The following is a 21,984-nucleotide window of genomic DNA, read 5'->3' as shown; positions in this document are numbered from 1 at the left end:
TATAGCCTGTTCCTCTAAAATTTATTAAGGGTGGAATATATGAGCGATTATATTCTTGAAATGGTCAACATTACCAAAGAGTTCCCTGGCGTTAAAGCTCTTGACAATGTTACATTTAAAGTAAAAAAAGGTGAAATTCACGCTCTTGTTGGTGAGAACGGAGCCGGTAAATCCACATTGATGAAAGTGCTCAGCGGCGTATATCCCACCGGTACTTATACTGGCGATATTGTGTTGAAAGGTCAAACGCAGCATTTCCAGAATATTAAGGAAAGTGAGCATGCCGGCATTGCCATAATTTATCAGGAGCTGGCCCTGGTGAAACAGATGAGCGTCGGTGAAAATATCTTTTTAGGCAATGAATTCCAGGAACGGGGCATTATAGACTGGGACCAGTCCTATATCGAGGCCAAAAAGTATTTGGATGAAGTCCGTCTGGACATCAATCCGGCTACCAAAATTCTGCATCTCGGCATTGGCCAGCAACAGCTGGTGGAAATTGCCAAAGCCATCTCGAAAAAGGCGAATTTGCTGATTCTGGATGAACCGACGGCTGCCTTAACCGAACACGAAACCGATAATCTGCTAAACTTACTGGTCGAACTGAAAGCAAAAGGTGTTACCTGTATCTACATTTCTCATAAATTGAATGAGGTATTCCGGATATGCGACACTGTTACCATCCTGCGGGACGGCAAAACCATCGGCACCTATCCGGCCCAGGAATTAAATGAAGACCGGGTCATTTCTCTTATGGTGGGCCGTGAGCTGACTCAAAGGTTCCCGCGTAAGCCCCATACCCCTGGAGATGTTGTATTGGAAGTAAAGAACTGGACGGTTTATAATCCTGAAATTCCTGACAAAAAGATACTTTCCAATGTAAACTTTACCGCCCGCAAAGGGGAAATTCTAGGCATTGCCGGCCTCATGGGCGCAGGACGCACCGAACTGGCCATGAGCCTTTTTGGCGCCTATGCCGGTAAGCGAACAGGCGAAATGTTTCTGGAAGGCAAACCAGTCGATGTCACTTCTCCCCGGGATGCCATAAATCAGGGCTTATGCTACCTGTCTGAAGATAGAAAACAATATGGCCTTGTGCTGATGATGGACATAAAAAATAATATTTCCATGGCCAATCTTTCCAGCCTGTGCACCAATAATATAATCAATTCCAATGAGGAAGTCCGGGCTGCTGAACGATACACGAACGACTTAAAGATTAAAACACCGTCGATTGAACAAAAAACCGGGAATCTAAGCGGCGGCAACCAGCAAAAAGTCGTTCTAGGCAAATGGCTGATGGCCAGTCCCAAAGTATTGATTCTGGACGAACCGACCCGCGGTATTGACGTGGGGGCCAAGTTTGAAATCTATAATATCATGAATAGCCTGGTAGACCAAGGTGTTTCCATTATTATGATTTCCTCGGAGCTGCCGGAAATATTAGGCATGAGTGACCGGGTCATTGTAATGCATGAAGGTAAATTTAACGGTGAACTTCCCTGGGAAGAAGCCACACAAGAAAAAGTAATTTTTTATGCGACAGGAGGACAGTAATATGGCGTCCAACACCCAAACGAATCTTCCGATCAATCCCACAAATAACACACCTTCAATTAAAAAAATTTTAGTAAGTTCTTTAAAACAGAATATCCGTCAATACACCATGTTGATTGCCCTAATTGGCATCTGGGTCTTCTTCGGCATCATTTCCGACGGTATCTTTGTATCGGCCCGTAACCTTTCTAATTTGTTCCTGCAGGCCGTTACCATTGCCATTTTGGCTACCAGCATGGTTTTAGTCATGGTTGCCGGCCACATTGACTTGTCAGTCGGTTCTCTGGCCGGGTTTTTAGGCGCTGTGGCCGCCGTACTCATGGTTAAAGTAGGATTAGGAACAATTCCTACGATTATACTTACCATGCTGGTAGGTCTCATTGTCGGTATCTGGCACGGTTACTGGGTTGCCTATCGTGGCGTGCCCGCGTTTATCGTTACTCTGGCCAGCATGATGGGGTTTAAAGGAGCGATCATTGGGGTAACGAAAGGTGCTACCATTGCGCCCATGCTGCCGGCCTTTAAAGCCATTGGTCAAGGCTATCTGCCAAAACTCTTTTTACCCCATGCCTCATTTAACGATACCAGCGCGATTATCAGTGTAATTTTTATTCTGTTATTTATCATTTTTGATTGGCGTAAACGGCAGTCCCGCATCAAGTATGGATTTACCGTATTACCTTTATCGCTGCAATTGATCCGGATGGTTGTGATCTGTATCGCCATGGCGGCCGTCTTGTCCATTATGGTTACCTATATGGGAATTCCCTACGCGATTCTGCTGCTTATCGGGTTAGTCGTTCTCTTTAGTTTCATCACGGAAAAAACTACCTTTGGCCGTTATGTTTATGCCATCGGCGGCAACAAAGAAGCGGCCCGGCTGTCCGGCATTAACATCCGTAAGACCAACATGACCATTTTTATGATTATGGGGGTCATGACAGCGATCGCCGGTATGGTATTTACGGCCAGATTAAATGCGGCAACTACGGCTGCCGGCAATCTGTTTGAATTGGATGCTATTGCCGCCGCCATTATCGGCGGTACCAGTACCATGGGCGGTGAAGGTACCGTGGTTGGAGCTATCATTGGCGCCTTGGTTACCTCCAGTCTGGATAACGGCATGAGTTTAATGGACTGGGATATAACCTATCAATACATCGTAAAAGGCCTGGTATTGCTTCTGGCCGTCTGGGTGGATATTGCCACCCGTAAAAAATCCGCTTAAATAATTCCATTCTTTTCTAATCCCCCCCAAGAAAGATCCAAGGTCTTTAAGTGGAAGGAAAGTATTTTACTTTTCGGCTTTCTTTAAGAAGAATGTGTTTATGGAAACAACCCGAAAAGTTATACTTTCCGATCCAGCAAAAGGGCATCTGAGTTTGTCTCAGATGCCCTTTTGCTATGCTACACATATATACTTTTTGCTTCTGGCCCATTTTTCATTTTTTCTCTATTGATCAGCAATGGCCGCTGCGATCGCAGCCCCTACGCCGGAACCGTCTTTTGTCAGTACTACCGTGATCAAGGACGCCTTAGCGGCCAGGTTTTCAGCTAACGCAGCTTTTAGCCGGCTTGCATAGCCGGGCATTTTTTCATAAAGGGAGCCATCAATGGCAATAGTATGCCGTTGTTGCAATTCGGGGTCGATATGGCGGATAACCCCTAAAAAAGTAGCCGCTACCAATCTGGCGGAACGATTAATAACCAACTCAGCGATTTCCCGGATCGCCTGCCGCTCAGCCAGCGTCGAACCACTGGCCCCCCATTGGCCTTCAATCACTTCTTGAACTTGGGTCAAGCCGGGTGTATTATCAGCCACAAGAGCTGCGACCTGTTCTCCTCCCAGGGGCACCAGCCCGGCCGGCTGCTGAAAGCCGGTCCCGAGTAAACCCTTTTTCCCGTATTGGCTGCTGATGATGCTGACCAGCTCGCCAACATACCGCCCGGAAGACATCTTTTCCAGACGCTGTTTACCCGGCTTCTCACTGGCTTGGTCCAATAGCCGGTCATATTCAGTCACTGCTATTTTATCGAAATTTCCTGATTCCATATTGATAATCATGGGCTTTCCCGTCAAGGGCGAACAAGGTTCCAGATAGCAGGTATTATGCCCTGTGCCGCAGATAGAGCCAATATCCGCCCACCGGTCGCTGTAGGCGGCCGCCAGTAAAGTGCCTACCGTATCATTAATAATGGCTTTCGCAACAACATGGGTCATTTGCCGTTGGTCCAACGCCGCTTGTAAAAGAGTACCCACATCCTGCCCCTCTACACCCTGCGTCTTGATTTCCTTGGTCCAAATTATTAATATGGCTTGATTCAACCCTGTCTGGCGGCAGGGAAAAGAAAATGTGTGCCCTAATGAATATCTGCCATGACGGTCAGCCAATTCTTCAATATTGGCAGCAATGAAATCAAACAGTTCGTTGCCGGAAGCGGTATTGGCCGTATAATCATAGCCTTTCTGCCGGTCTTTTAGCGGAAACGACCGGGCCGCCTTAATGGAAAACCGGCCTTGGCCGGATAACTCTACTAAAATAATCCGTACATTGGTGCCGCCAAAATCAATCGCTAAAAAATCTCCCTTTTCTTCCCCATTCGGTTTTGCTAAAAATGATGGCAACATTTTTAGCGTACTTAGCTGTCCTCGCAATCCGGCTATCATTTCCTCCTGAAACCGCAAAGCGATTTCTGCCACCATCGCCGCAGGCACAGCCAGTTCTTGCCGCAGCGCAATGAATGCATCCACCAAATTACCCACGATTCATCATCTCCCTCTGCGCTTCCTATAGCATAAAGCATTAATAAAGTCTATGTTTATTTCCACACAAATACACCTGATTCCTGCAAAAAAAAGCCGTTCTATGCTAATTTTACCAGCATTAGAACGGTTTTTCCCTTATTCTTGCATCATATTGATAAAATACTTGTGAATGCGTTCGTCTTCAGTTAATTCCGGATGAAAAGCGGTAGCTAAAAAATTCCCTTGGCGGGCAATTACTACTTTATCTTTTACCTTTGCCAGAACCTGAACATCCGGGCCCGTCTTTTCTATATAGGGGGCCCGGATAAATACAGCCCGCACCGGGTCTTCGCCAAATTCCGGTACAGCTAAGTCGGCTTCAAAACTTTCCCGCTGACGGCCAAAAGCATTACGCCGCACAGCAATATCCATGAGCCCCAACCGGGGCTGATCGCTGCCGATAATCTCTTTCGCCAATAAAATCATGCCCGCACAAGTACCGTAAATTGCCATTCCCTGGGAGGCCCGAAGCCTTATTTTATCCAATAAGCCCCACTCTACCATGAGCTTGCCGATTGTGGTACTCTCCCCGCCGGGAATAATCAGCCCGGCAACGGCGTCCAGATCTTGCGGCGTCCGTATCTCTGTTGCCACAGCCCCGCAGAGTTCGAGCATCCGGCGATGCTCCCTGAAAGCCCCCTGTAGGGCAAGTACACCAATTTTCATACCTGGTCCTTCTTTCTACGATTACCAGCCACGCTCCTGCATACGCTCATTCGGAGCAATGGTGGAAATTTCAATACCCACCATCGCTTCGCCAAGGTCTTTGGAAACGTCTGCCAATACTTTGGGATCGTTATAATAAGTAGTCGCTGCCACAATGGCTTTGGCCCGTTTCGCCGGATCACCGGATTTAAATATACCGGAACCGACAAAGATACCATCACAGCCGAGCTGCATCATCAAAGCCGCATCCGCCGGTGTGGCAATGCCGCCGGCCGCAAAATTTACAACCGGCAACCGGCCCATCTTTTTCGTTTCCAGCACTAACTCCAGCGGCGCGCCAGTGTTTTTAGCAAAGGCGGCAACTTCGTCGTCTGGTAGATTTAATAATTGGCGAATCTCGCCCATTACCATGCGGATATGTTTGACCGCTTCCACCACATTACCCGTTCCCGGTTCCCCTTTAGTACGGATCATTGCTGCGCCCTCACCAATGCGGCGCAGGGCTTCTCCCAGATTTTTCGCCCCGCATACAAAGGGAATCTTGAATTGGTGTTTATTAATATGAAATTTATCGTCTGCCGGCGTCAGTACTTCACTTTCATCAATATAATCGATACCTAAGGATTCTAAAATTTGCGCTTCCACAAAATGTCCGATACGAGCCTTAGCCATAACCGGAATGGAAACAGCGTCTTGTATCCGCATAACGACGGTCGGATCCGCCATACGGGCCACTCCACCCGCCGCCCGAATATCTGCCGGTACCCTTTCCAGTGCCATTACGGCGCAAGCGCCGGCTTCTTCGGCAATCTTGGCCTGTTCCGGTGTTGTTACATCCATAATAACGCCGCCCTTGAGCATTTCCGCCAAGCCGGCTTTTACCCGAAATGTTCCTTGTTGCATATTCTTTCCTCCTGTATCTAAAGCCTACTATGACGAGGCTAAAACAGCCTCCTGGGAACGAAATATAATTATTATATTATACGACATGATAACCCATTTTCCTGCTATCTCCTATTTTAATTACCATTTGTTTATCCTGGCCCTTATCGCTCTCACAATTTCCCGGGCGAAGGGACCTAAATCATTATCGGCATAAGCCTTGAGTATACCCGCTCCCACCTGACGAATCGCGGTCTGAATTACTACCGGCTCGGTAATACCACGGTAACGCAGGCTTTCCTCCATGCGTACCGCCGCTTCCAGTACGGCTTCTGCTGCCACCGTATTAATATAGGTAACCATATCGGCTTTTCCGACCACAATCGGGCCGATCCCCGCAAAAATTTCCTTCACCAGCGGTACTAAATCGGCCGGCTGGTCGTCGATAATGATAACCGGCTTTTGCCCCAGCACAATCTCACCGGCTTGTCCGACAAATTTTGCGCCAATGCATTTTACATGACCGGCTGCCATTTCCTGCAGTGTATACCGGGCCACATTGGTTGCCGCATTAATTACAACCACCGGCTTTTTAATTTGGTTCAGTTCCTTAAGGCAACTAACAACTTCCCTGTCCGGAACAACTAATATTACAACTCCTGATTCTGCAATTTGCGCTAAATCCTTTGCTATAAAAACAGGATATTTTTCCGCCACTGTCTCCATATTAGCCGGGTCCCGGTCATAAATCCACAATTCAAACTGTTCTGCCAGCCCGGGTATTAAAGCCTTACCCATACGCCCGATTCCAATTAAGCCCACCTGCATACTTTTCACCCCTTACCAGCCATTCTTCATCCTATGCTGTGAGGTACGATTTTATGCCGGTACGAATTAGTATGTCCAATCTGTCTTCCCTACATAAACCAACTACGGATTATCGGCACAATAAACGGCATGTATACCAGTTGCGTCCAGATAAATAAAATAAAACCTACCAGCGCACCAACAACGGAACCGTTAATCCGGATCCATTGTAAATCATCCCCTGCTCTTTCTTCTACAAATTGATTCATTTCTTCTTTGGTCAAAATGACAAGGGCGTCCCGGACCACATCCCCGATTAGCGCGTGTTCTGTTTCAATAACATGCTGCAAAATTTCTTGCAGGTAACTTTCAATCCAGTCCTGCAACGCCTTGTTAGTTTTAAACAGTTGCCAGTATGTGTCAGTTTGCTGCCGGAGCCATGTCCCTATTGTCGATTGCTCTTCCTTACCCTGCAGAGACATCATTACGGCCTGCAATACTTCGACAAACGCTTCCTCCAATTTGGCTTGCCCAATCAGGTTGCTCTTCCATTCTTCCACGGCTTGCACCCACGCCGGATTTTGTTCTAATTCCTGTCCAATGTCGGTCAGCCGGCTGTGAAGCCAACGACGCAAACGATGTTCAGGCTGCTTTAGTTCAATGAGAATCGTTAATAGTTCCTGATGAAGCGCCTTGGCAGCATCATTCAAATTAAACGCATCGAATGCTTCCAGCCCGCTAAAAACAAGCATTCTCCAGGGAGAAGAGCGACGTTCCCACATTGTATACCGCCTGAGAAAATGCCAAACTGTGCTGGTGGCAGCCGGTTTTTGCATGGTCTGAAGCAGTTGGTCCAACAGCATATCAAAAACAACTTCATCTTTTTTTTGCGCCAGCATCCAACGAACAAAGCGGCTGATTGCCGGCGTCAAATGCAATTGGTCCGAATGAGCCCGGAGAACTTTTGCCACCTGGCTCGCCGCTTGATCACTGTCTAAACGGCCGGCGGCAAACTCGAGCAGCGGTGTCAGTGCGTCATCCAGCCAGGCTGCCTTGTGGCCGTCAATCCATTCAATAAAAAAATGGCTCAACCGGACATTTTCCAGACGTTGCCGTATAAAATTCTTGCTTAATAATTCTTGCTGAACGGCAAAAACGAGCGCCTCTACAACCCGGTCCCGGTTACGGGGCAAAATAGCCGTATACCAGGGTATGCCGAGCGGTTTACGGAATAATGCCGTTACGGCAAACCAGTCGGCAATTCCTCCTACCAGAGCAGCCTCCGTTACTGCCAGGAATAGCCGGCCGGCAAAAGTAGTTCCCTGATAATGCCAGTAAACAATAGCCATAATAAATAGCAAAAAAACACCGATCAGTATATTGTTCGCCATTCTTTGCCTGCGCATCGTCTCTTCCACCCTATAACCAGATAATCGCCAGATAAATTAGCATTCCTACTACAGAACCTACGACGGAACCGTTAATCCGTACCATCTGCAGATCGTTTCCTACTTTGTCTTCCATAAAATTCACCAGCATTTCATCGGAGAATTGCTCCAGTTTTTCCCGAACTGTCCGGCCAATCTGGTAATGATAGGCGTCTACGATTCCTGCCAGCTTTTCCTTGGTATATCGGTCAAACCGTTCTTGTTTTCCGTAATCGGAACGAAAATTTTCGATCAGCCGTTCTACCTGATTATCAAAAATCTGCAGCCAGTCGGCAGTCTCACTTGGGCGGCTATTTTGCTGCAGCCGGCTGATAAATTTGCTTATATAATCCTGCCAATCCGTTTGCGATATGGACTGCTCTTTCCATTCCTCTAATTTTGCCTGATAAACAGGATCTTGCCGGAGATATGTCAATAGTAGGATAACCCTGCTTTTAAGAAGGTAGCGTAACGAATGCTCCGGATTATGCAATTGTGTCAGAAAATCCCCAATTTTTCGTTGGGCTAACGCTGCCAGCTTACCGGTAGAATATCCTCCGGAGCGGGCAAGCAACCAATCGACTACCTTGCGGCGGGCCATGTCTTGTTCATATTTGTCCCTTGTTTCCTGCAGCAATGCTTTCAGAATCAGGTATATTTGCGGGTGTTTAGCCAAACGCCCCAGTTCATCCAAAACAAAAAGCACTAATTTATCATCATAACCGTTTCGGATCGACCATTCAATTGCATCGCTAATTGCCGGCACAACCCGAATACTATCCATATACTTCTCCACTACAGGGGCCATCCATTTTCCCGTTTCTTCCGGATCAATTTTTTTTAAAATATCCAGCATTACCCGGTGCAAAACTTTTTTCGTTTTTAGCAAGCCGCCATGCTGTTCCAGATAGTCTAGCAGCAGTTTGGAGGGGCTACGCCGTTGAATCTGGGCTATGATACTTTCTTGGGTTAATAAATCATTTTCAACCAGCTTTACAATCGCCCGGAAAATTTTTTCCCGGTTTCGGGGAATCAAGGCGGTATGAAAGGGAATGCCCAGGGGCTTACGGAATAAAGCCGTCACGGCAAACCAATCCGCCAGTCCGCCAACAACGGCTGCGCCAAAACCGCTGGTCAGCAGCCCGCCAAGCAGCGTCTCATGAAACGGATAGGCAATAAAGTAGCCGGCAATTGATATCCCAAGCGTGATGGTTGCCACGGAGCGAATGCTTCCTGTCATTTGTTTCACTTTCCAATTGCTCCTTTGCCGCTATTTGTTACTCAGTTCCCTTCTTCGCACTGTATTCCCTTCTTTGTTCCGTTCATTTTACGTTATCTTTGTTCGCTAAAAAATCAACGGCAATCTTTATTCCTTTATATAGCCTATGCAAATAAATCATAAATCAAACCGCCCCACATGGCGTTCCTTACCATGCAGAGCGGTTCATTAACCCCGTTCTTTTGCTTTTCTACCCGTTTAACCGGGATTTCCCGTCAACCGCAGCAAATTCTGATCTGCGTGGGGATCGACGCCACCCAAAAAGTCATTAATTCCGCCGACGTGAAATTCAGAATCCCCGTATGACACCTTTTCCGGAACTTTTTTTTCCTGGTTATCCATAAGGCTTCTCCTCCTCTTTCACTATCAACTTTTTTAGTATGCGCGTCAGGTAAAGTCTACATACTCATTTAGCGCCGCTCCCGGTGCAATCATTGGTTGCACCAATTGCTTGCCGGAAATTTTCACCACAATAACCTGCGGCTTGGTTGCCTGAAGAGAGGTAGCAAAGGTCTCAGAAAATTCCTCCCGGGTACATACTGTATTTGCCTCGATACCAAAGGCCCGGGCATACAGCGCAAAATCCATCTTATCCGGCAGAACACAGGCACAATAGTGCCGGTCAAAAAAAACATGCTGCAATTGGCGGATCATTCCCAGCCCCTGGTTATGGATCACAATAACGGTCACCGGCAAGTCATAACAGGAAACCGTATAGAGTTCCCCTCCCGTCATCTTGAAGCCGCCGTCACCGGCAATGAGCACCACCCGTTTATGCGGCACCGCGGCCTGCGCCCCCAGCGCCGCCGGCAAACCAAAACCCATAGCGCCCAATCCGCCTGATGTAAGCCATTCGCGCGGTTTCTCAATCTTTAAGTGCTGTGCCGCCCACATCTGGTGTTGTCCCACATCGGTGACAAAGGTACAGTCGCTATTTTGAGCTAACTCAGCCGTCCGCTTCATAACCCAGGAACCGGTTAATTCTTCGCCTGTTACATTTTCTTTATACTCTTGCCGCCACCGGTCTATGTCCAGCCACCAGTCATCCCGGTCTGACCCTGGAACACAGTCGGTCAACCGTTGCAGCAACAGGCGGATTTCACCCGCTAATCCGATTCCGGCAGCCACATTCTTATCAATTTCCGCCGGATCGACATCAATATGAATAACCACTTTGTTATCGGCATAACTGGCCCGGTTGCCGGTTACCCGGTCGCTGAAACGGCTGCCGACAGCAATAATTACGTCGGCAGCATGAACCACATTATTAGCAAGCTTGTGACCGTGCATACCGGTTAGCCCTAAAAACTGCCGGTGGGAAGCCGGAAAAGCCCCCAGGCCCATGAGCGTGCTTACTACGGGGATGCGGCTCTTTTCTGCCAGTTGTTGTACTTCCTGGTGGGCCTCCCCCGTAATCACCCCGCCGCCGACTATTACAACCGGTTTTTGGGCCGACCGGATTACACCGGCTGCCTCCTTGAGCAGCCGGTCCGTATGAGAAGACGGCTGCCATGGCATCCGGACCGGTGTAGCGGCAGCCTCAAATTCGACCACTGCGGTTTGAACATCACGGGGTATATCAATTAACACCGGCCCCGGCCTGCCGGACCGGGCAATCCGAAAAGCCTGGCGGAGCATTTCCACCAGTTTGGCCGGATTTTTCACCTGAAAATTATGCTTTGTAATCGGCATGGTAATACCGGTAATGTCCACTTCCTGAAATGCGTCCCGTCCGATTAAAGTCGTCGGTACCTGACCGGTAATGGCTATTACCGGTACCGAGTCCATAAAGGCAGCAGCCAGTCCGGTGACCAGGTTAGTCGCCCCCGGTCCGGAAGTAGCAATACAAACTCCTACTTTGCCGCTGGCTCTCGCGTAGCCGTCGGCCGCATGCGCCGCACCCTGTTCATGAACGGTTAGTATGTGGCGGAGTGGAGCATTTTGCAGGGCGTCATACAGCGGCAGAATGGTTCCGCCCGGAAAACCGAACAGGGTATCCACGCCCTGTTCCAGTAAACATTCTACAATAGCGCGGGCGCCAGTCATTTTCATGCCCACTCACCTCACTTTTCAAAGCCGGTCTAAAATCTGCCGGCCCATTTCCATTGTCGAAACCTTGGTAAATCCAGGCCGGTATAAGTCAGCCGTACGATAGCCGTCCTTCAGTACTGCTTCGACCGCTTGTTCCACCCGGCAGGCAGCCTCATCTTCTCCCAGAGAATGGCGCAGCAGCATTGCCGCTGATAACACCGTGCCAATCGGATTGGCAATTCCCCTGCCGGCAATATCCGGAGCGGAACCGTGTATGGGCTCATACAAGCCGGTGCCGTCGCCAATGCTGGCGGAAGGCAGCAGTCCGATAGATCCGGTCAATACGGCGGCTTCATCACTTAAAATATCACCAAATAAATTGCTGGTTACAATGACGTCGAACTGCCGCGGCGCCAGCACCAACTGCATGGCACAATTATCCACATATAAATGGTCGAGGTTAATATCGGTAAATTTGGCCGCCACGGTACCGGCAGTCTGGCGCCACAGGCGGGATGTAGCCAAAACATTGGCCTTGTCAACAGATGTAACTTTTCCCCGGCGTACCTTTGCCGCTTGGCAGGCAACCGCCACGATGCGTTCCACTTCCATTGCGCTATAGACCTCCGTATCCCAGGCCCGGTCCTTCTCGCTGCCTTTTTCACCATAGTAAATGCCGCCGTTCAATTCCCGGACAATAAGAATATCCACGCCTGCCACCAGTTCCGGTTTTAAGGGAGAATAATCAGCCAGCGCCGGCGATACTTTTACCGGCCGCAAGTTGGCGTATAACCCCAGCGCTTTGCGCAATCCCAGAATCGCCCGTTCCGGCCGTAATTCGGGTGCTACCTGGTCCCAAGCCGGTCCGCCCACAGCGCCTAACAATACAGCGTCAGCCTGCCTGGCGGCTGCCAGTGTTTCCTCCGGCAGAGGCACTCCCATTTTATCGATAGCGGTGCCACCGGCCGGTTTTTCTTCAAAGGTTAGGGCGAGTCCGGCTTTCGCCGCTGTTTTTTCGAGAACCTGCCGGGCAACCGCCGTAATCTCTACCCCGATTCCGTCACCGGGAATGATAACAATATGATGACTCAACCCCGGCACCCCCTGACATAGTTCACGAGTCCACCCGCTTTGGCAATTTCCTGAATAAAACCCGGTAATGGCGGCGCCGAGAAGACCTCTCCTGTCGACCGGTTTTCCACCGTTCCGGTGGACAAATCCACCCGCAGGCTGTCGCCACTGCGGATTTGTTTCACGGCGTCGCCTAATTCCAGCAGCGGCAGGCCGATATTAATCGCATTCCGGTAGAAAATGCGGGCAAAGCTCTGAGCAATAACACAGGTAATGCCGCTGGCCTTGATAGCTACCGGAGCATGCTCCCGGGAAGAACCGCAGCCAAAATTTTTTTCCGCCACCATAATGTCCCCGGCCTTGACCTTGCCAACAAAAGACGGATCCAGGTCCTCCATACAATGGGCCGCCAATTCCTTGGGTTCGGCCGTATTCAAATAGCGGGCCGGAATAATGACATCCGTATCCACGTTGTCACCGTATTTCCAAACCGTTCCTTCTAAAATCATGCCACTACCTCCCCGGGAGCCCCGATCCGCCCCAAAATCGCGCTGGCGGCAGCAACAGCCGGGCCGGCCAGATATACCTCACTATCCACATGACCCATGCGGCCGCGGAAATTACGGTTAGTCGTCGCAACAGCCTTCTCACCGGCCGCCAGGATCCCCATATAGCCGCCCAGGCATGGTCCGCATGTCGGCGTGCTGACAACAGCGCCGGAACGGATAAAGGTTTCAATATAGCCCCGCTCCATAGCCTCCAGGTATACGGCTTGACTCCCGGGAATGATAATCGCCCGCACTTTGGGATGAACTTGTCTGCCGGCCATTATTTGAGCCGCCTGTTCCAAATCTTCAATCCGGCCATTGGTGCAGGAACCGATTACTACCTGATCAATCGCAATGGTACCGACTTCACTGACCCTTTTTACATTTTCCGGCAAATGCGGCAGCGCTACGACCGGACTTAATGCACTCAGATCAATATCAATCATTTCGGCATAGTCTGCATCGGCATCCGCCACAACGGCTTCATACGGCTTAGTTGTCCGCCCGTTCAAATAGGACCGGGTAATGTCGTCGACCGGAAAAATCCCGTTTTTGGCGCCCCCTTCAATTGCCATATTGGCAATGGTCAACCGGTCGGTCATCGACAATTCGCTTACCCCGGGCCCGGCGAATTCCAGTGACTGGTAACGGGCGCCATCAACACCGATTCGGCCGATCAGAGTCAAAATAACATCCTTACCGCTAACCCAGGGCGGTAACTTACCTGTCAAATTGACCTTAATGGAGGAAGGCACTTTGAACCAGGTATCACCGGTAGCCATCGCTGTTCCCATATCGGTAGAACCCACACCGGTGGCAAAGGCGCCGACCGCGCCGTAGGTGCAGGTATGAGAATCGGCGCCGATGATTACTTCTCCCGGTACCACCAAGCCTGCTTCCGGCAGCAGTACATGCTCAATGCCCATCCTGCCGACTTCAAAATAATGCGTAATCTCATGCTCCCGGGCAAACTCCCGCATGGTTTTGGTCATTTGCGCCGATTTTATGTCTTTGTTCGGTGCGAAATGATCCGGCACCAAAACAACTTTATTTTTATCGAAGACAGGCCGGCCTATTTTATTGAATTCTTTAATGGCCGGCGGTGCCGTTATATCGTTGCCCAATACCAGGTCGACCCTGCTCTTGATTAACTGTCCCGGCCGGACGGAGTCCAACCCGGCGTGACGGGCGAGAATCTTTTCCGTCATAGTCATTCCCATTAGCCTCTACCTCCTGCTGCCTGATAGTCGGCCGGATAACCGCATGTAGCCAGCATTTTGTTGATGGCGTTCACATACGCTTTCGCACTGGCTTCGATCACATCCGTGCTCAAACCGCGGCCGCTGAAAGTACGACCGTCCTGCTGAACCCAAACGGTAGCCTCGCCCAGAGCATCCTGACCGGCTGTTACTGCTTTCAATTGATAATCTTTCAAATTGACGGCAAAACCAACCGCTTTTTCAATCGCTTTAAAGGTTGCATCGACCGGGCCGTCGCCGCAGCTGGCTTCCTCCAGTATGCCGGCGCTGGTTTCCAGCCGTACGGAAGCCGTCGCTAACGTCTGATTGCCGCTGACCACATTATGATAGACCAGTCGGTACCACTCCGGTTTTACAGCACTTTTCTCCGACAGCAGCGCTTCGATATCGCGGTCGAAGACCATTTTTTTTCGATCGGCCAATGCTTTAAATTCAACAAATAAATTGTTGATTGCCTCCGCTTCCAGCTCATAACCCATCTCCCTCAGCCGCTCTTCAAAGGCATGCCGGCCCGAATGCTTGCCGAGCACGATCGCGTTCCGGCTGATGCCGATCGCTTCCGGGCGCATGATTTCATAGGTCAGGGAGTTATTCAACACCCCGTGCTGATGAATCCCAGACTCATGCGCAAAGGCATTGTCCCCGACAATTGACTTGGTCGGTGCTACCACAACACCGGTCAGAGTACTTACCAAACGGGAGGTACGATAAATCTGGCGGGTATCGATCCCGGTCACAGCTTTAAAATACTCTCTGCGGGTGGTCAGCGCCATAACCAGCTCTTCCATGGCGGCATTGCCGGCCCGTTCACCCAAACCGTTAATAGTGCATTCCACCTGGGTAGCGCCGTTCAGAACGGCTGCCAAGGAATTGGCTACCGCCATTCCCAGATCATCATGACAATGCACGCTGATCGCCGCCTGATCAATATTGGGAACATGGGTCCGGATATATTGAATCAATGTGCCAAACTCGCCGGGAGTCGTATAACCAACCGTATCGGGAATATTAATCACACTGGCACCGGCATCGATGGCCGCCGTAAAAACCTGACAAAGAAAATCCCAGTCCGACCGAGAGGCATCCTCGGCGGAAAATTCCACGTCCGGCACTAATTTCCGCGCATGGCGCACGGCCTCTGCCGCCTGGGCCAACACCTGTTCCCGACTCATTTTAAGCTTATATTCCAGGTGAATGTCACTGGTGGCGATAAAAGTATGAATGCGGGGCCGTTCCGCTTTCGCAAGCGCTTGCCCGGCCATATCAATATCTTTTTGGTTGGCTCTGGCGAGACCGGCAATCACCGGACCTTTCACTTGCGCTGCCACCAGGCTGACCGCTTCAAAGTCACCGGATGAAGCAACAGGGAACCCTGCTTCAATCACATCAACCTTTAATTTGGCCAATGCCTGGGCAATTTCCAGCTTTTCCCCGGCCTCCAAACACACTCCCGGAGTCTGCTCCCCATCCCGCAAGGTAGTATCAAATATTTTAATAGTAGAGACCCCATCGTCCATATAGCGTCACCCTCTTTAATCCTTTACTTTTTTTTGAGCCAGCCCATCATTCCCCGAAGTTCCTTGCCGACGGCTTCGATAGGATGATTGGCTTCTTTCCGTCTGGTCGCTGTAAAGCTCGGCCGGTTGGCCTGATTTTCCAATATCCAATTCCGTGCAAAGGTGCCGTCCTGAATTTCAGCCAAAACTTTTTTCATTTCCGCCTTAGTGGCATCCGTGATAATCCGGGGCCCTGTCACATAGTCACCGTATTCGGCAGTGTCACTGACAGAGTAGCGCATAGCGGCCATACCCCCTTCATACAGCAGGTCTACAATCAATTTCATTTCGTGCATACATTCAAAATAGGCTGATTCCGGCTGATATCCCGCTTCTACCAAGGTTTCAAAACCCGCCTTGATAAGCGCCGTCACCCCACCACACAATACCGCCTGTTCCCCGAACAGGTCGGTTTCCGTTTCTTCCTGAAAAGTCGTTACCAGTACCCCGGCACGGGTTCCCCCGATTCCTCTGGCATACGCCAGCGCCAGTTCGCGGGCCTTACCGGTATAATCCTGTTGAACAGCCATTAGGCAAGGCACTCCGCCGCCTTCGGTGAATACCCGGCGAACCAGATGTCCCGGTCCTTTCGGTGCTACCATAAATACGTCAATATTGGCGGGAGGAATGATTTGGTTAAAGTGAATATTAAAACCGTGTGCAAACGCCAATGCCGCACCGTCTTTCAGGTTAGGGGCAATTTCCTCCCGGTAGACTTTCGCCTGTTTTTCGTCTGGAATAAGAATCATGGTAATGTCGGCAACCGCCACCGCCTGACTTACTGCTGCCACTTTTAGTCCCTGTGCCTCAGCCTTTTCCCGGGATTTACTGCCCTCGTACAGGCCGACAATAACGTTGACTCCGCTTTCCTTTAGATTTAACGCATGAGCATGGCCCTGGCTGCCATAGCCAATGACGGCTACAGTCTTTCCTTGCAGTACATCCCAGTTTACATCTTGGTCATAATACATTTTCTTCATAATTTTCTCTCTCCTCATATTGATAAATTGTATTTTCTCCCCGCGCCAGGCCAATTAGCCCGGTGCGGGTCATCTCCAGCATACCGTAAGGTATTAGGAGCTCAACCAACGCATTTATTTTGTCTTCGTCGCCGGTAACTTCCAATGTCAGGGTATTCTCGGAAATGTCGACCACGCTAGCCCGGAATATTTCCGCCAGTTTCAAAATTTCGCCCCGTCTTTCTCCGGCCGTCACTTTTAGCATGGCCATTCCCCTGCTGACCGAGGCGGATGCCTCCAAAATCTGAACATTAACCACTTCAACCAATTTTTCCAGTTGCTTTACCACCTGATTGACAACTGCCTGGTTCCCGCATATTACGGCGGTAATTCGCGAATATTCCGGTACATGCGTTACCCCCACGGCCAGACTGTCAATATTAAAGCCCCGACGGGAAAACATACTCGTTACCCGCACCAGCACGCCCGGCTGATTTTGTACTAAGACTGACAGAACATGCTTCACACTGCTCCCCCTTCCTTGCGTTTTTAATGAGATTGGATAAAATAAAACGCCCCTATTGACGCATATACGTCAATAGGGGCGAGGCAACTCGCGGTACCACCCTACTTTGGGCTTGTTGCGCCGGTAAATACCGGCTTCCTTATAACGCCAGGCCGCGTCATTACCTACTGTATACTAAAATACAATATACAATCAGTAAGGAAGTTCGTGGGCGACGTAACGGCAACAGCCTCCGTACCGGTTCGCAGCGACCACCGGCTCTCTGCAGCGGATTACGCTGTTGCTTTTATCCCACTCATTACTCTTCTTCGTATTGAACTTTCCCATCCTAAGACATTTAAAAGGTAAAAAAATTCCGCCGAATCGTTCTTACTCAACCAATGGTTTAGTAAGAAACCTTCCGCAGAGTGTTTTATCCTCACGGTGTAATGCAGTATAACCGCATCTGCATCGCTCGGCCCAGACCCGCCCTTGCAGGCAGCGGAACCCTAGATGCACTTTCTTACAACAAATGTAACGTTGTATACATTATGCCAAGACGTATGTTTTTTGTCAAGATATATTTTTAAACTTTTTTCGTTTTAGTAAAAAGGCACACTATTCTATCTTCTATATACCATAATTTTACCTTTTATTGTATAATTTAACCAATTAAAATGAAGAGGCAAAAGGAGTCCCTTTATGAAAAAAATTGAACTTGACAATAATTCCTTACCCATTGTTTTGGAAGAAATTCAGAAGTTTTACCAAACGGAGCGTGAGGAAACAATCAGTGATTTTCAGGCTTCCCTGTTCCTGGATTTTATTCTCGCCAAAATCGGTCCATACATTTATAATCAGGCCATTACCGATGCCCACCAATTCATGACGGATAAGACGGAAGAGCTCTTCACCCTGCAAAAACGGTTTCGATAAAAAAAGACCGCATCCGCGGTCTTTGGCTTTTTTACTATTTATTTTCCTGCCTGTCTCTATGCAGCCATTCAAGCAGCATGTCTTCCCGGGTCCGTTTGATTTTTTCCAATTCTTCCGGCGTCCATTCGTACAAGCCGCTGCCTGTTTTGGCACCCAAGGTTCCCTTGTCTACAGCCGCCTGTAACAGGGGTGATATCCCGGTTGAATTGGAAAGGTCGGCCAATAAATAGCGGGAGATGTTATAAAAAATATCCAGTCCCCCTAAATCGGCGCTTTCCAAGGGACCTGTGGTTGACAGACGGCGGCCAAGACTATATTTGACCGTTGTATCTACTGCCTCTTTACTGGCGATGCCGGACTCTACAATATACAATGCCTCACGTAATAAAGCAAGCTGAAGCCGGTTGCCGATAAAGCCCATTGCTTCCCGTTTCAATGCCACCGGTTTTTTACCGATTTTCTCCATGAGCTGCCAGGTAACATCCACTGTTTCCTGGGTCGTATACTTACCTGGTACAACTTCTACCAGCGGCATCAGATGAGGTGGATTCCAAAAATGGGCAACTACAAATTTGTCTTTGCGGCCCACTGCTTCCGCAATGGTTGTAGGACTCAGCCCCGACGTATTAGTTGCAAAAATCGTATGTCCGGCGCACAGCCCATCCAGCTTGGTAAACACAGCCTGTTTAACGGCAATATCCTCAGCTACGGATTCAATGACAAAATCCGCGTCAATTGCTGCTTCCTCCAGAGTAGTGACGCCTTGAATCCGGCCCATTACGGCCGCGATATCCGGTTGCTGTACCAGCCCATGTTCATAATAAGTTGCTAATGCCGCCTTTATTCCCGCCAGGCCGCGGGTAATACTGGCTTCCGACCGGCCGTACATGCGCACATTATAACCGGCCATAGCAAACATAACGGTTGTGCCAAACCCCATTGTTCCCGTTCCCAGATTACAAATGGTTTTAATATCTTCCACGTTCATCTATATCATCTCCTTTACTTAGTTTATCCTGCGGCCTTGACCGGGGAGAAGCCGGAAATATGACATGTTCCATTATAAAAACTGTTAATACTCCTACTATAAACCCATTGCCAATAATCGGCCGCAGCATTGCGGGAAAATTAGCAACAACAGCAGCGGGTAAAAAGGCAATCATCGTTCCGATTAGAATCGGCGTGGCGATTATAATGCCGGACTCTAACGTGTACGGTCCCGGATCATCCGCTATGATTTGTAAGCCCGATGTCATCTGAGAACACATAATATAGAGTAAAATAGTACCGGTCACAGCCTGAGGAATGCTTCCCAATATGGCAATAACGCCGGGAAATAATGAAATTAGCAGTAATCCCAAACCAGCCGGTGCTAAAACCCAAAAAGAAGCACAACCGGCAACAAGCACAACTCCGGCACTAAATGAATAATTAACCGGACCAATAACCCCCAAAAACCCGGCCAGCAAATTACTTAATCCCGTACAGGCCACACCACGGGTTATGCGCTTTTCCATCAAATCAGGCTGAATCAGACGTTCCATAGCCTGTATGGAACCTAAATCATTAATTAAGAGAGCTAAAAAACAAATAAGGAATGCGGCTACCACCGGTATTTCCAGCGTTACTTGCGATATTCCCATAGATAAATAATCCAGGGATATCTTGAAATGAACCGACGCCGGATTGATTATCCTCATAGGGAAGAGTATACGGTAAAGCAAGGTCCCGCTCATAATTGCCCAAACAACCAGAGTGGACTTCCAGATACCTCGTAAAAAACGCCCGGCAAGCAACATGACAAAGAGCAATAAAAGAGAAAATAATAGATTGTCAATAACCGGAATACCTGCGCTAATCGTTACAATCATCTTCATAATAGTCGGCGCAAGCGTAAAAGCAATTAATAATAAAATAACAGCTACAATTCGCGGTGTAAATAATCCGGTCAATCGCTTAAACAAACCAGTGACACTTGCCCCCAAGAGAAGCAAGCCTCCTAAAGCCATGCTGGAATATATTACATCATAGCTTTTACTTAATGCAGTTACCACTCCCACCAGCAAAATAGCAGCCGGACCGCTCAATACGGGCAAGCGATGTCCATAATAAGCCTGTAGCAAGACAGATAAGCCGGTCACGAAAAACAATCGTTGTAAATACATAACCTGCTTGTCCGCCTCCGAAAAATGAAGCCCGGCTACTACATTGCCGATGATAATAACAAAGGGTACGCAAATAACCAGCCATTGCAGGCTAAAGAGCAGGGCCTTGCCTAGTGGCGGCCGTTCATTTAAAGCATAGCGTAATCGTAAATGAGTCATGGTCTGGAGTTCTCCTATTATGTATAAATAATTAAAGCAACCTTTTAAATCATACCATACTACCCCTTAACTATTCCATGATTCAGGGTTAATTCTATACTAAAATAATAACAAAAAGCGCTTATCAAAATGATAAGCGCTTTTTTAACCGGCAACTTCCTATTCTCCCAGGCCGTTTCCAGCCGATGGAAGACACGCGTGTCTTTGAATAGAGCCTGTGTGTCGCCGATACTCTGCTTTCTATTTCAGTAATCTATACAATATGTTCTATTCGCCGCAAGACGGCTGACTTTCGGCGTTTGTGGGCTTAACTACTGTGTTCGGTATGGGAACAGGTCATCCGTTTTAACGAGAATCACTATCTCAATGTTCCTAGACAAACTATAAACGGATAGTCTGCGACACACAGGATCAAATTCAGAGGATGCGGCAGCATCCTTCCTTCCCACAGCGGTTAGATGTATGTACCAATACAAAAGCACCTGCTAGTGTAGCAGGTGCTTTTCACAATCAGCAGCGTCCTATCCTCCCAGGCCGTTTCCAGCCAATGGAGGACACTCCGTGTCTTTGAATAGAGCCTGTGTGTCACTGATACTCTACTTTCTATTTCATGTAATCTCTATTATTGGTGTCTCTGGCTGTAAGACGGCTGACTTTCGGCGTTTAAGGGCTTAACTACTGTGTTCGATATGGGAACAGGTCATCCGTCTTAACGGGAGCAATATGTAAATACTTTTAAGCAAACTCAAGGCAGTTAGTCTGCGACATACAGGATATTTTCAAAGGATGCGCCAGCATCCATCCTTCCCCGAGTTATCGCCACAGATCCTTATAATACAAAAACGCTTATCAAAATGATAAGCGTTTTTGCGAACCGGCAACTTCCTATCCTTCCAGGCCGTTTCCAGCCAAGTACTTTCGGCGTTTGTGGGCTTAACTACTGTGTTCGGTATGGGAACAGGTGGATCCCCACAGCGATCGCCACCGGATTTTTAAGAGGTGAATCTCCCAAAGGGTATATTCCCTCAAAACTTCACAGAAGAAAGATGAACAAATCATGAAGTCAAGCCCTCGACCGATTAGTACCAGTCAGCTTCATCCCTTACAGGACTTCCACACCTGGCCTATCTACCTTATCATCTCTAAGGGGTCTTACTAGTCTACACTATGAGAGACCTCATCTTAAGGCTGGTTTCACGCTTAGATGCTTTCAGCGTTTATCCGTTCCGGACGTAGCTACCCAGCTGTACCCCTGGCGGGATAACTGGTACACCATTGGTCCGTCCACTCCGGTCCTCTCGTACTAGGAGCAGTTCCCTTCAAGTCTCTTACGCCCGCGATGGATAGGGACCGAACTGTCTCACGACGTTC

The 21,984-nt window shown here is 48.9% G+C and carries 19 protein-coding genes, 2 rRNA genes and 1 other annotated feature; of the genes, 3 read left to right on the top strand and 18 right to left on the bottom strand.

Features of this window, described 5'->3' with window-relative positions; all coding sequences use genetic code 11:
* The first annotated feature begins 39 nt into the window (after window positions 1-39).
* Complete coding sequence (locus LUCIF_RS10505) at window positions 40-1,557, top strand: xylose ABC transporter ATP-binding protein (protein ID WP_122627851.1); 1,518 nt, start codon at window positions 40-42, stop codon at window positions 1,555-1,557.
* Between the two features lies 1 nt (window position 1,558).
* A complete protein-coding gene (locus LUCIF_RS10500) occupies window positions 1,559-2,785 on the top strand; it encodes a sugar ABC transporter permease (protein ID WP_122627850.1) in 1,227 nt (408 codons plus the stop codon).
* A 225-nt stretch (window positions 2,786-3,010) separates the two neighbouring features.
* Here the strand turns inward: LUCIF_RS10500 and LUCIF_RS10495 are convergent, their stop codons facing one another.
* From LUCIF_RS10495 to ilvN, 14 genes are all read right to left on the bottom strand, one after another.
* A complete protein-coding gene (locus LUCIF_RS10495; RefSeq protein ID WP_122627849.1) occupies window positions 3,011-4,321 on the bottom strand; it encodes a hexokinase family protein in 1,311 nt (436 codons plus the stop codon).
* 138 nt (window positions 4,322-4,459) lie between these two features.
* Complete coding sequence (gene pdxT, locus LUCIF_RS10490) at window positions 4,460-5,029, bottom strand: pyridoxal 5'-phosphate synthase glutaminase subunit PdxT (protein ID WP_122627848.1); 570 nt, start codon at window positions 5,027-5,029, stop codon at window positions 4,460-4,462.
* A 21-nt stretch (window positions 5,030-5,050) separates the two neighbouring features.
* The gene (gene pdxS / locus LUCIF_RS10485; protein WP_122627847.1) at window positions 5,051-5,932 is read right to left on the bottom strand and encodes a pyridoxal 5'-phosphate synthase lyase subunit PdxS; all 882 of its coding nucleotides are present in this window, start codon (window positions 5,930-5,932) and stop codon (window positions 5,051-5,053) included.
* Between the two features lie 120 nt (window positions 5,933-6,052).
* Window positions 6,053-6,739, bottom strand: a complete 687-nt coding sequence (locus tag LUCIF_RS10480) for a pyrroline-5-carboxylate reductase family protein (protein ID WP_122627846.1) — start codon at window positions 6,737-6,739, stop codon at window positions 6,053-6,055.
* Window positions 6,740-6,828: 89 nt separating this feature from the next.
* A complete protein-coding gene (locus tag LUCIF_RS10475; RefSeq protein WP_122627845.1) occupies window positions 6,829-8,124 on the bottom strand; it encodes a DUF445 domain-containing protein in 1,296 nt (431 codons plus the stop codon).
* Between the two features lie 13 nt (window positions 8,125-8,137).
* Complete coding sequence (locus tag LUCIF_RS10470) at window positions 8,138-9,385, bottom strand: DUF445 domain-containing protein (protein ID WP_243638718.1); 1,248 nt, start codon at window positions 9,383-9,385, stop codon at window positions 8,138-8,140.
* Between the two features lie 237 nt (window positions 9,386-9,622).
* Window positions 9,623-9,766: a hypothetical protein gene (locus LUCIF_RS26050; RefSeq protein WP_165865960.1), complete on the bottom strand. Its 144-nt coding sequence runs from the start codon at window positions 9,764-9,766 to the stop codon at window positions 9,623-9,625.
* A gap of 45 nt (window positions 9,767-9,811) precedes the next feature.
* Complete coding sequence (gene ilvB, locus LUCIF_RS10465) at window positions 9,812-11,476, bottom strand: biosynthetic-type acetolactate synthase large subunit (protein ID WP_207857431.1); 1,665 nt, start codon at window positions 11,474-11,476, stop codon at window positions 9,812-9,814.
* A gap of 18 nt (window positions 11,477-11,494) precedes the next feature.
* Window positions 11,495-12,547 carry a 3-isopropylmalate dehydrogenase gene (gene leuB, locus LUCIF_RS10460; protein ID WP_122627843.1) on the bottom strand — a complete coding sequence of 351 codons (1,053 nt, stop codon included), beginning with the start codon at window positions 12,545-12,547 and terminating at the stop codon, window positions 11,495-11,497.
* Window positions 12,544-13,035: a 3-isopropylmalate dehydratase small subunit gene (gene leuD, locus LUCIF_RS10455; RefSeq protein WP_122627842.1), complete on the bottom strand. Its 492-nt coding sequence runs from the start codon at window positions 13,033-13,035 to the stop codon at window positions 12,544-12,546. Before leuD ends, leuB begins: the two co-directional genes overlap by 4 nt.
* Entirely contained in the window at window positions 13,032-14,294 is a 1,263-nt protein-coding gene (leuC, locus tag LUCIF_RS10450) for a 3-isopropylmalate dehydratase large subunit (protein WP_122627841.1), read from the bottom strand. The genes leuD and leuC overlap by 4 nt, the downstream gene beginning before the upstream one ends.
* Window positions 14,294-15,850, bottom strand: coding sequence for a 2-isopropylmalate synthase (locus tag LUCIF_RS10445; protein WP_122627840.1), 1,557 nt, complete (start codon window positions 15,848-15,850; stop codon window positions 14,294-14,296). The genes leuC and LUCIF_RS10445 overlap by 1 nt, the downstream gene beginning before the upstream one ends.
* A 23-nt stretch (window positions 15,851-15,873) precedes the next feature.
* Window positions 15,874-16,869, bottom strand: a complete 996-nt coding sequence (gene ilvC, locus LUCIF_RS10440; RefSeq protein ID WP_122627839.1) for a ketol-acid reductoisomerase — start codon at window positions 16,867-16,869, stop codon at window positions 15,874-15,876.
* Window positions 16,850-17,374: an acetolactate synthase small subunit gene (ilvN, locus tag LUCIF_RS10435; protein WP_122627838.1), complete on the bottom strand. Its 525-nt coding sequence runs from the start codon at window positions 17,372-17,374 to the stop codon at window positions 16,850-16,852. The genes ilvC and ilvN overlap by 20 nt, the downstream gene beginning before the upstream one ends.
* A 71-nt stretch (window positions 17,375-17,445) precedes the next feature.
* Window positions 17,446-17,682: a binding site (T-box leader), on the bottom strand.
* A 373-nt stretch (window positions 17,683-18,055) separates the two neighbouring features.
* Here ilvN and LUCIF_RS10430 point away from each other — a divergent pair.
* Complete coding sequence (locus LUCIF_RS10430; protein WP_122627837.1) at window positions 18,056-18,289, top strand: DUF2164 domain-containing protein; 234 nt, start codon at window positions 18,056-18,058, stop codon at window positions 18,287-18,289.
* A gap of 34 nt (window positions 18,290-18,323) precedes the next feature.
* On the opposite strand, the gene LUCIF_RS10425 is transcribed toward LUCIF_RS10430, so the two are convergent.
* From LUCIF_RS10425 to LUCIF_RS10410, 4 genes are all read right to left on the bottom strand, one after another.
* Window positions 18,324-19,277, bottom strand: a complete 954-nt coding sequence (locus LUCIF_RS10425) for a 3-hydroxyacyl-CoA dehydrogenase family protein (RefSeq protein ID WP_122627836.1) — start codon at window positions 19,275-19,277, stop codon at window positions 18,324-18,326.
* The gene (locus LUCIF_RS10420) at window positions 19,258-20,613 is read right to left on the bottom strand and encodes a uracil-xanthine permease family protein (protein WP_122627835.1); all 1,356 of its coding nucleotides are present in this window, start codon (window positions 20,611-20,613) and stop codon (window positions 19,258-19,260) included. Before LUCIF_RS10420 ends, LUCIF_RS10425 begins: the two co-directional genes overlap by 20 nt.
* An 872-nt stretch (window positions 20,614-21,485) precedes the next feature.
* Window positions 21,486-21,602, bottom strand: a 5S ribosomal RNA gene (gene rrf, locus LUCIF_RS10415).
* 70 nt (window positions 21,603-21,672) lie between these two features.
* Window positions 21,673-21,984: ribosomal RNA gene (locus LUCIF_RS10410) — 23S ribosomal RNA — on the bottom strand; the annotation flags it as partial.

Origin of the sequence: Allolucifera butyrica (assembly GCF_900476375.1) — a bacterium.
Lineage (GTDB): Bacteria > Bacillota > Negativicutes > Sporomusales > UPPP01 > Lucifera > Lucifera butyrica.
The sequence above is the reverse complement of the archived record's forward strand: the minus strand, read 5'-3'. Positions and strand labels throughout refer to the sequence as shown.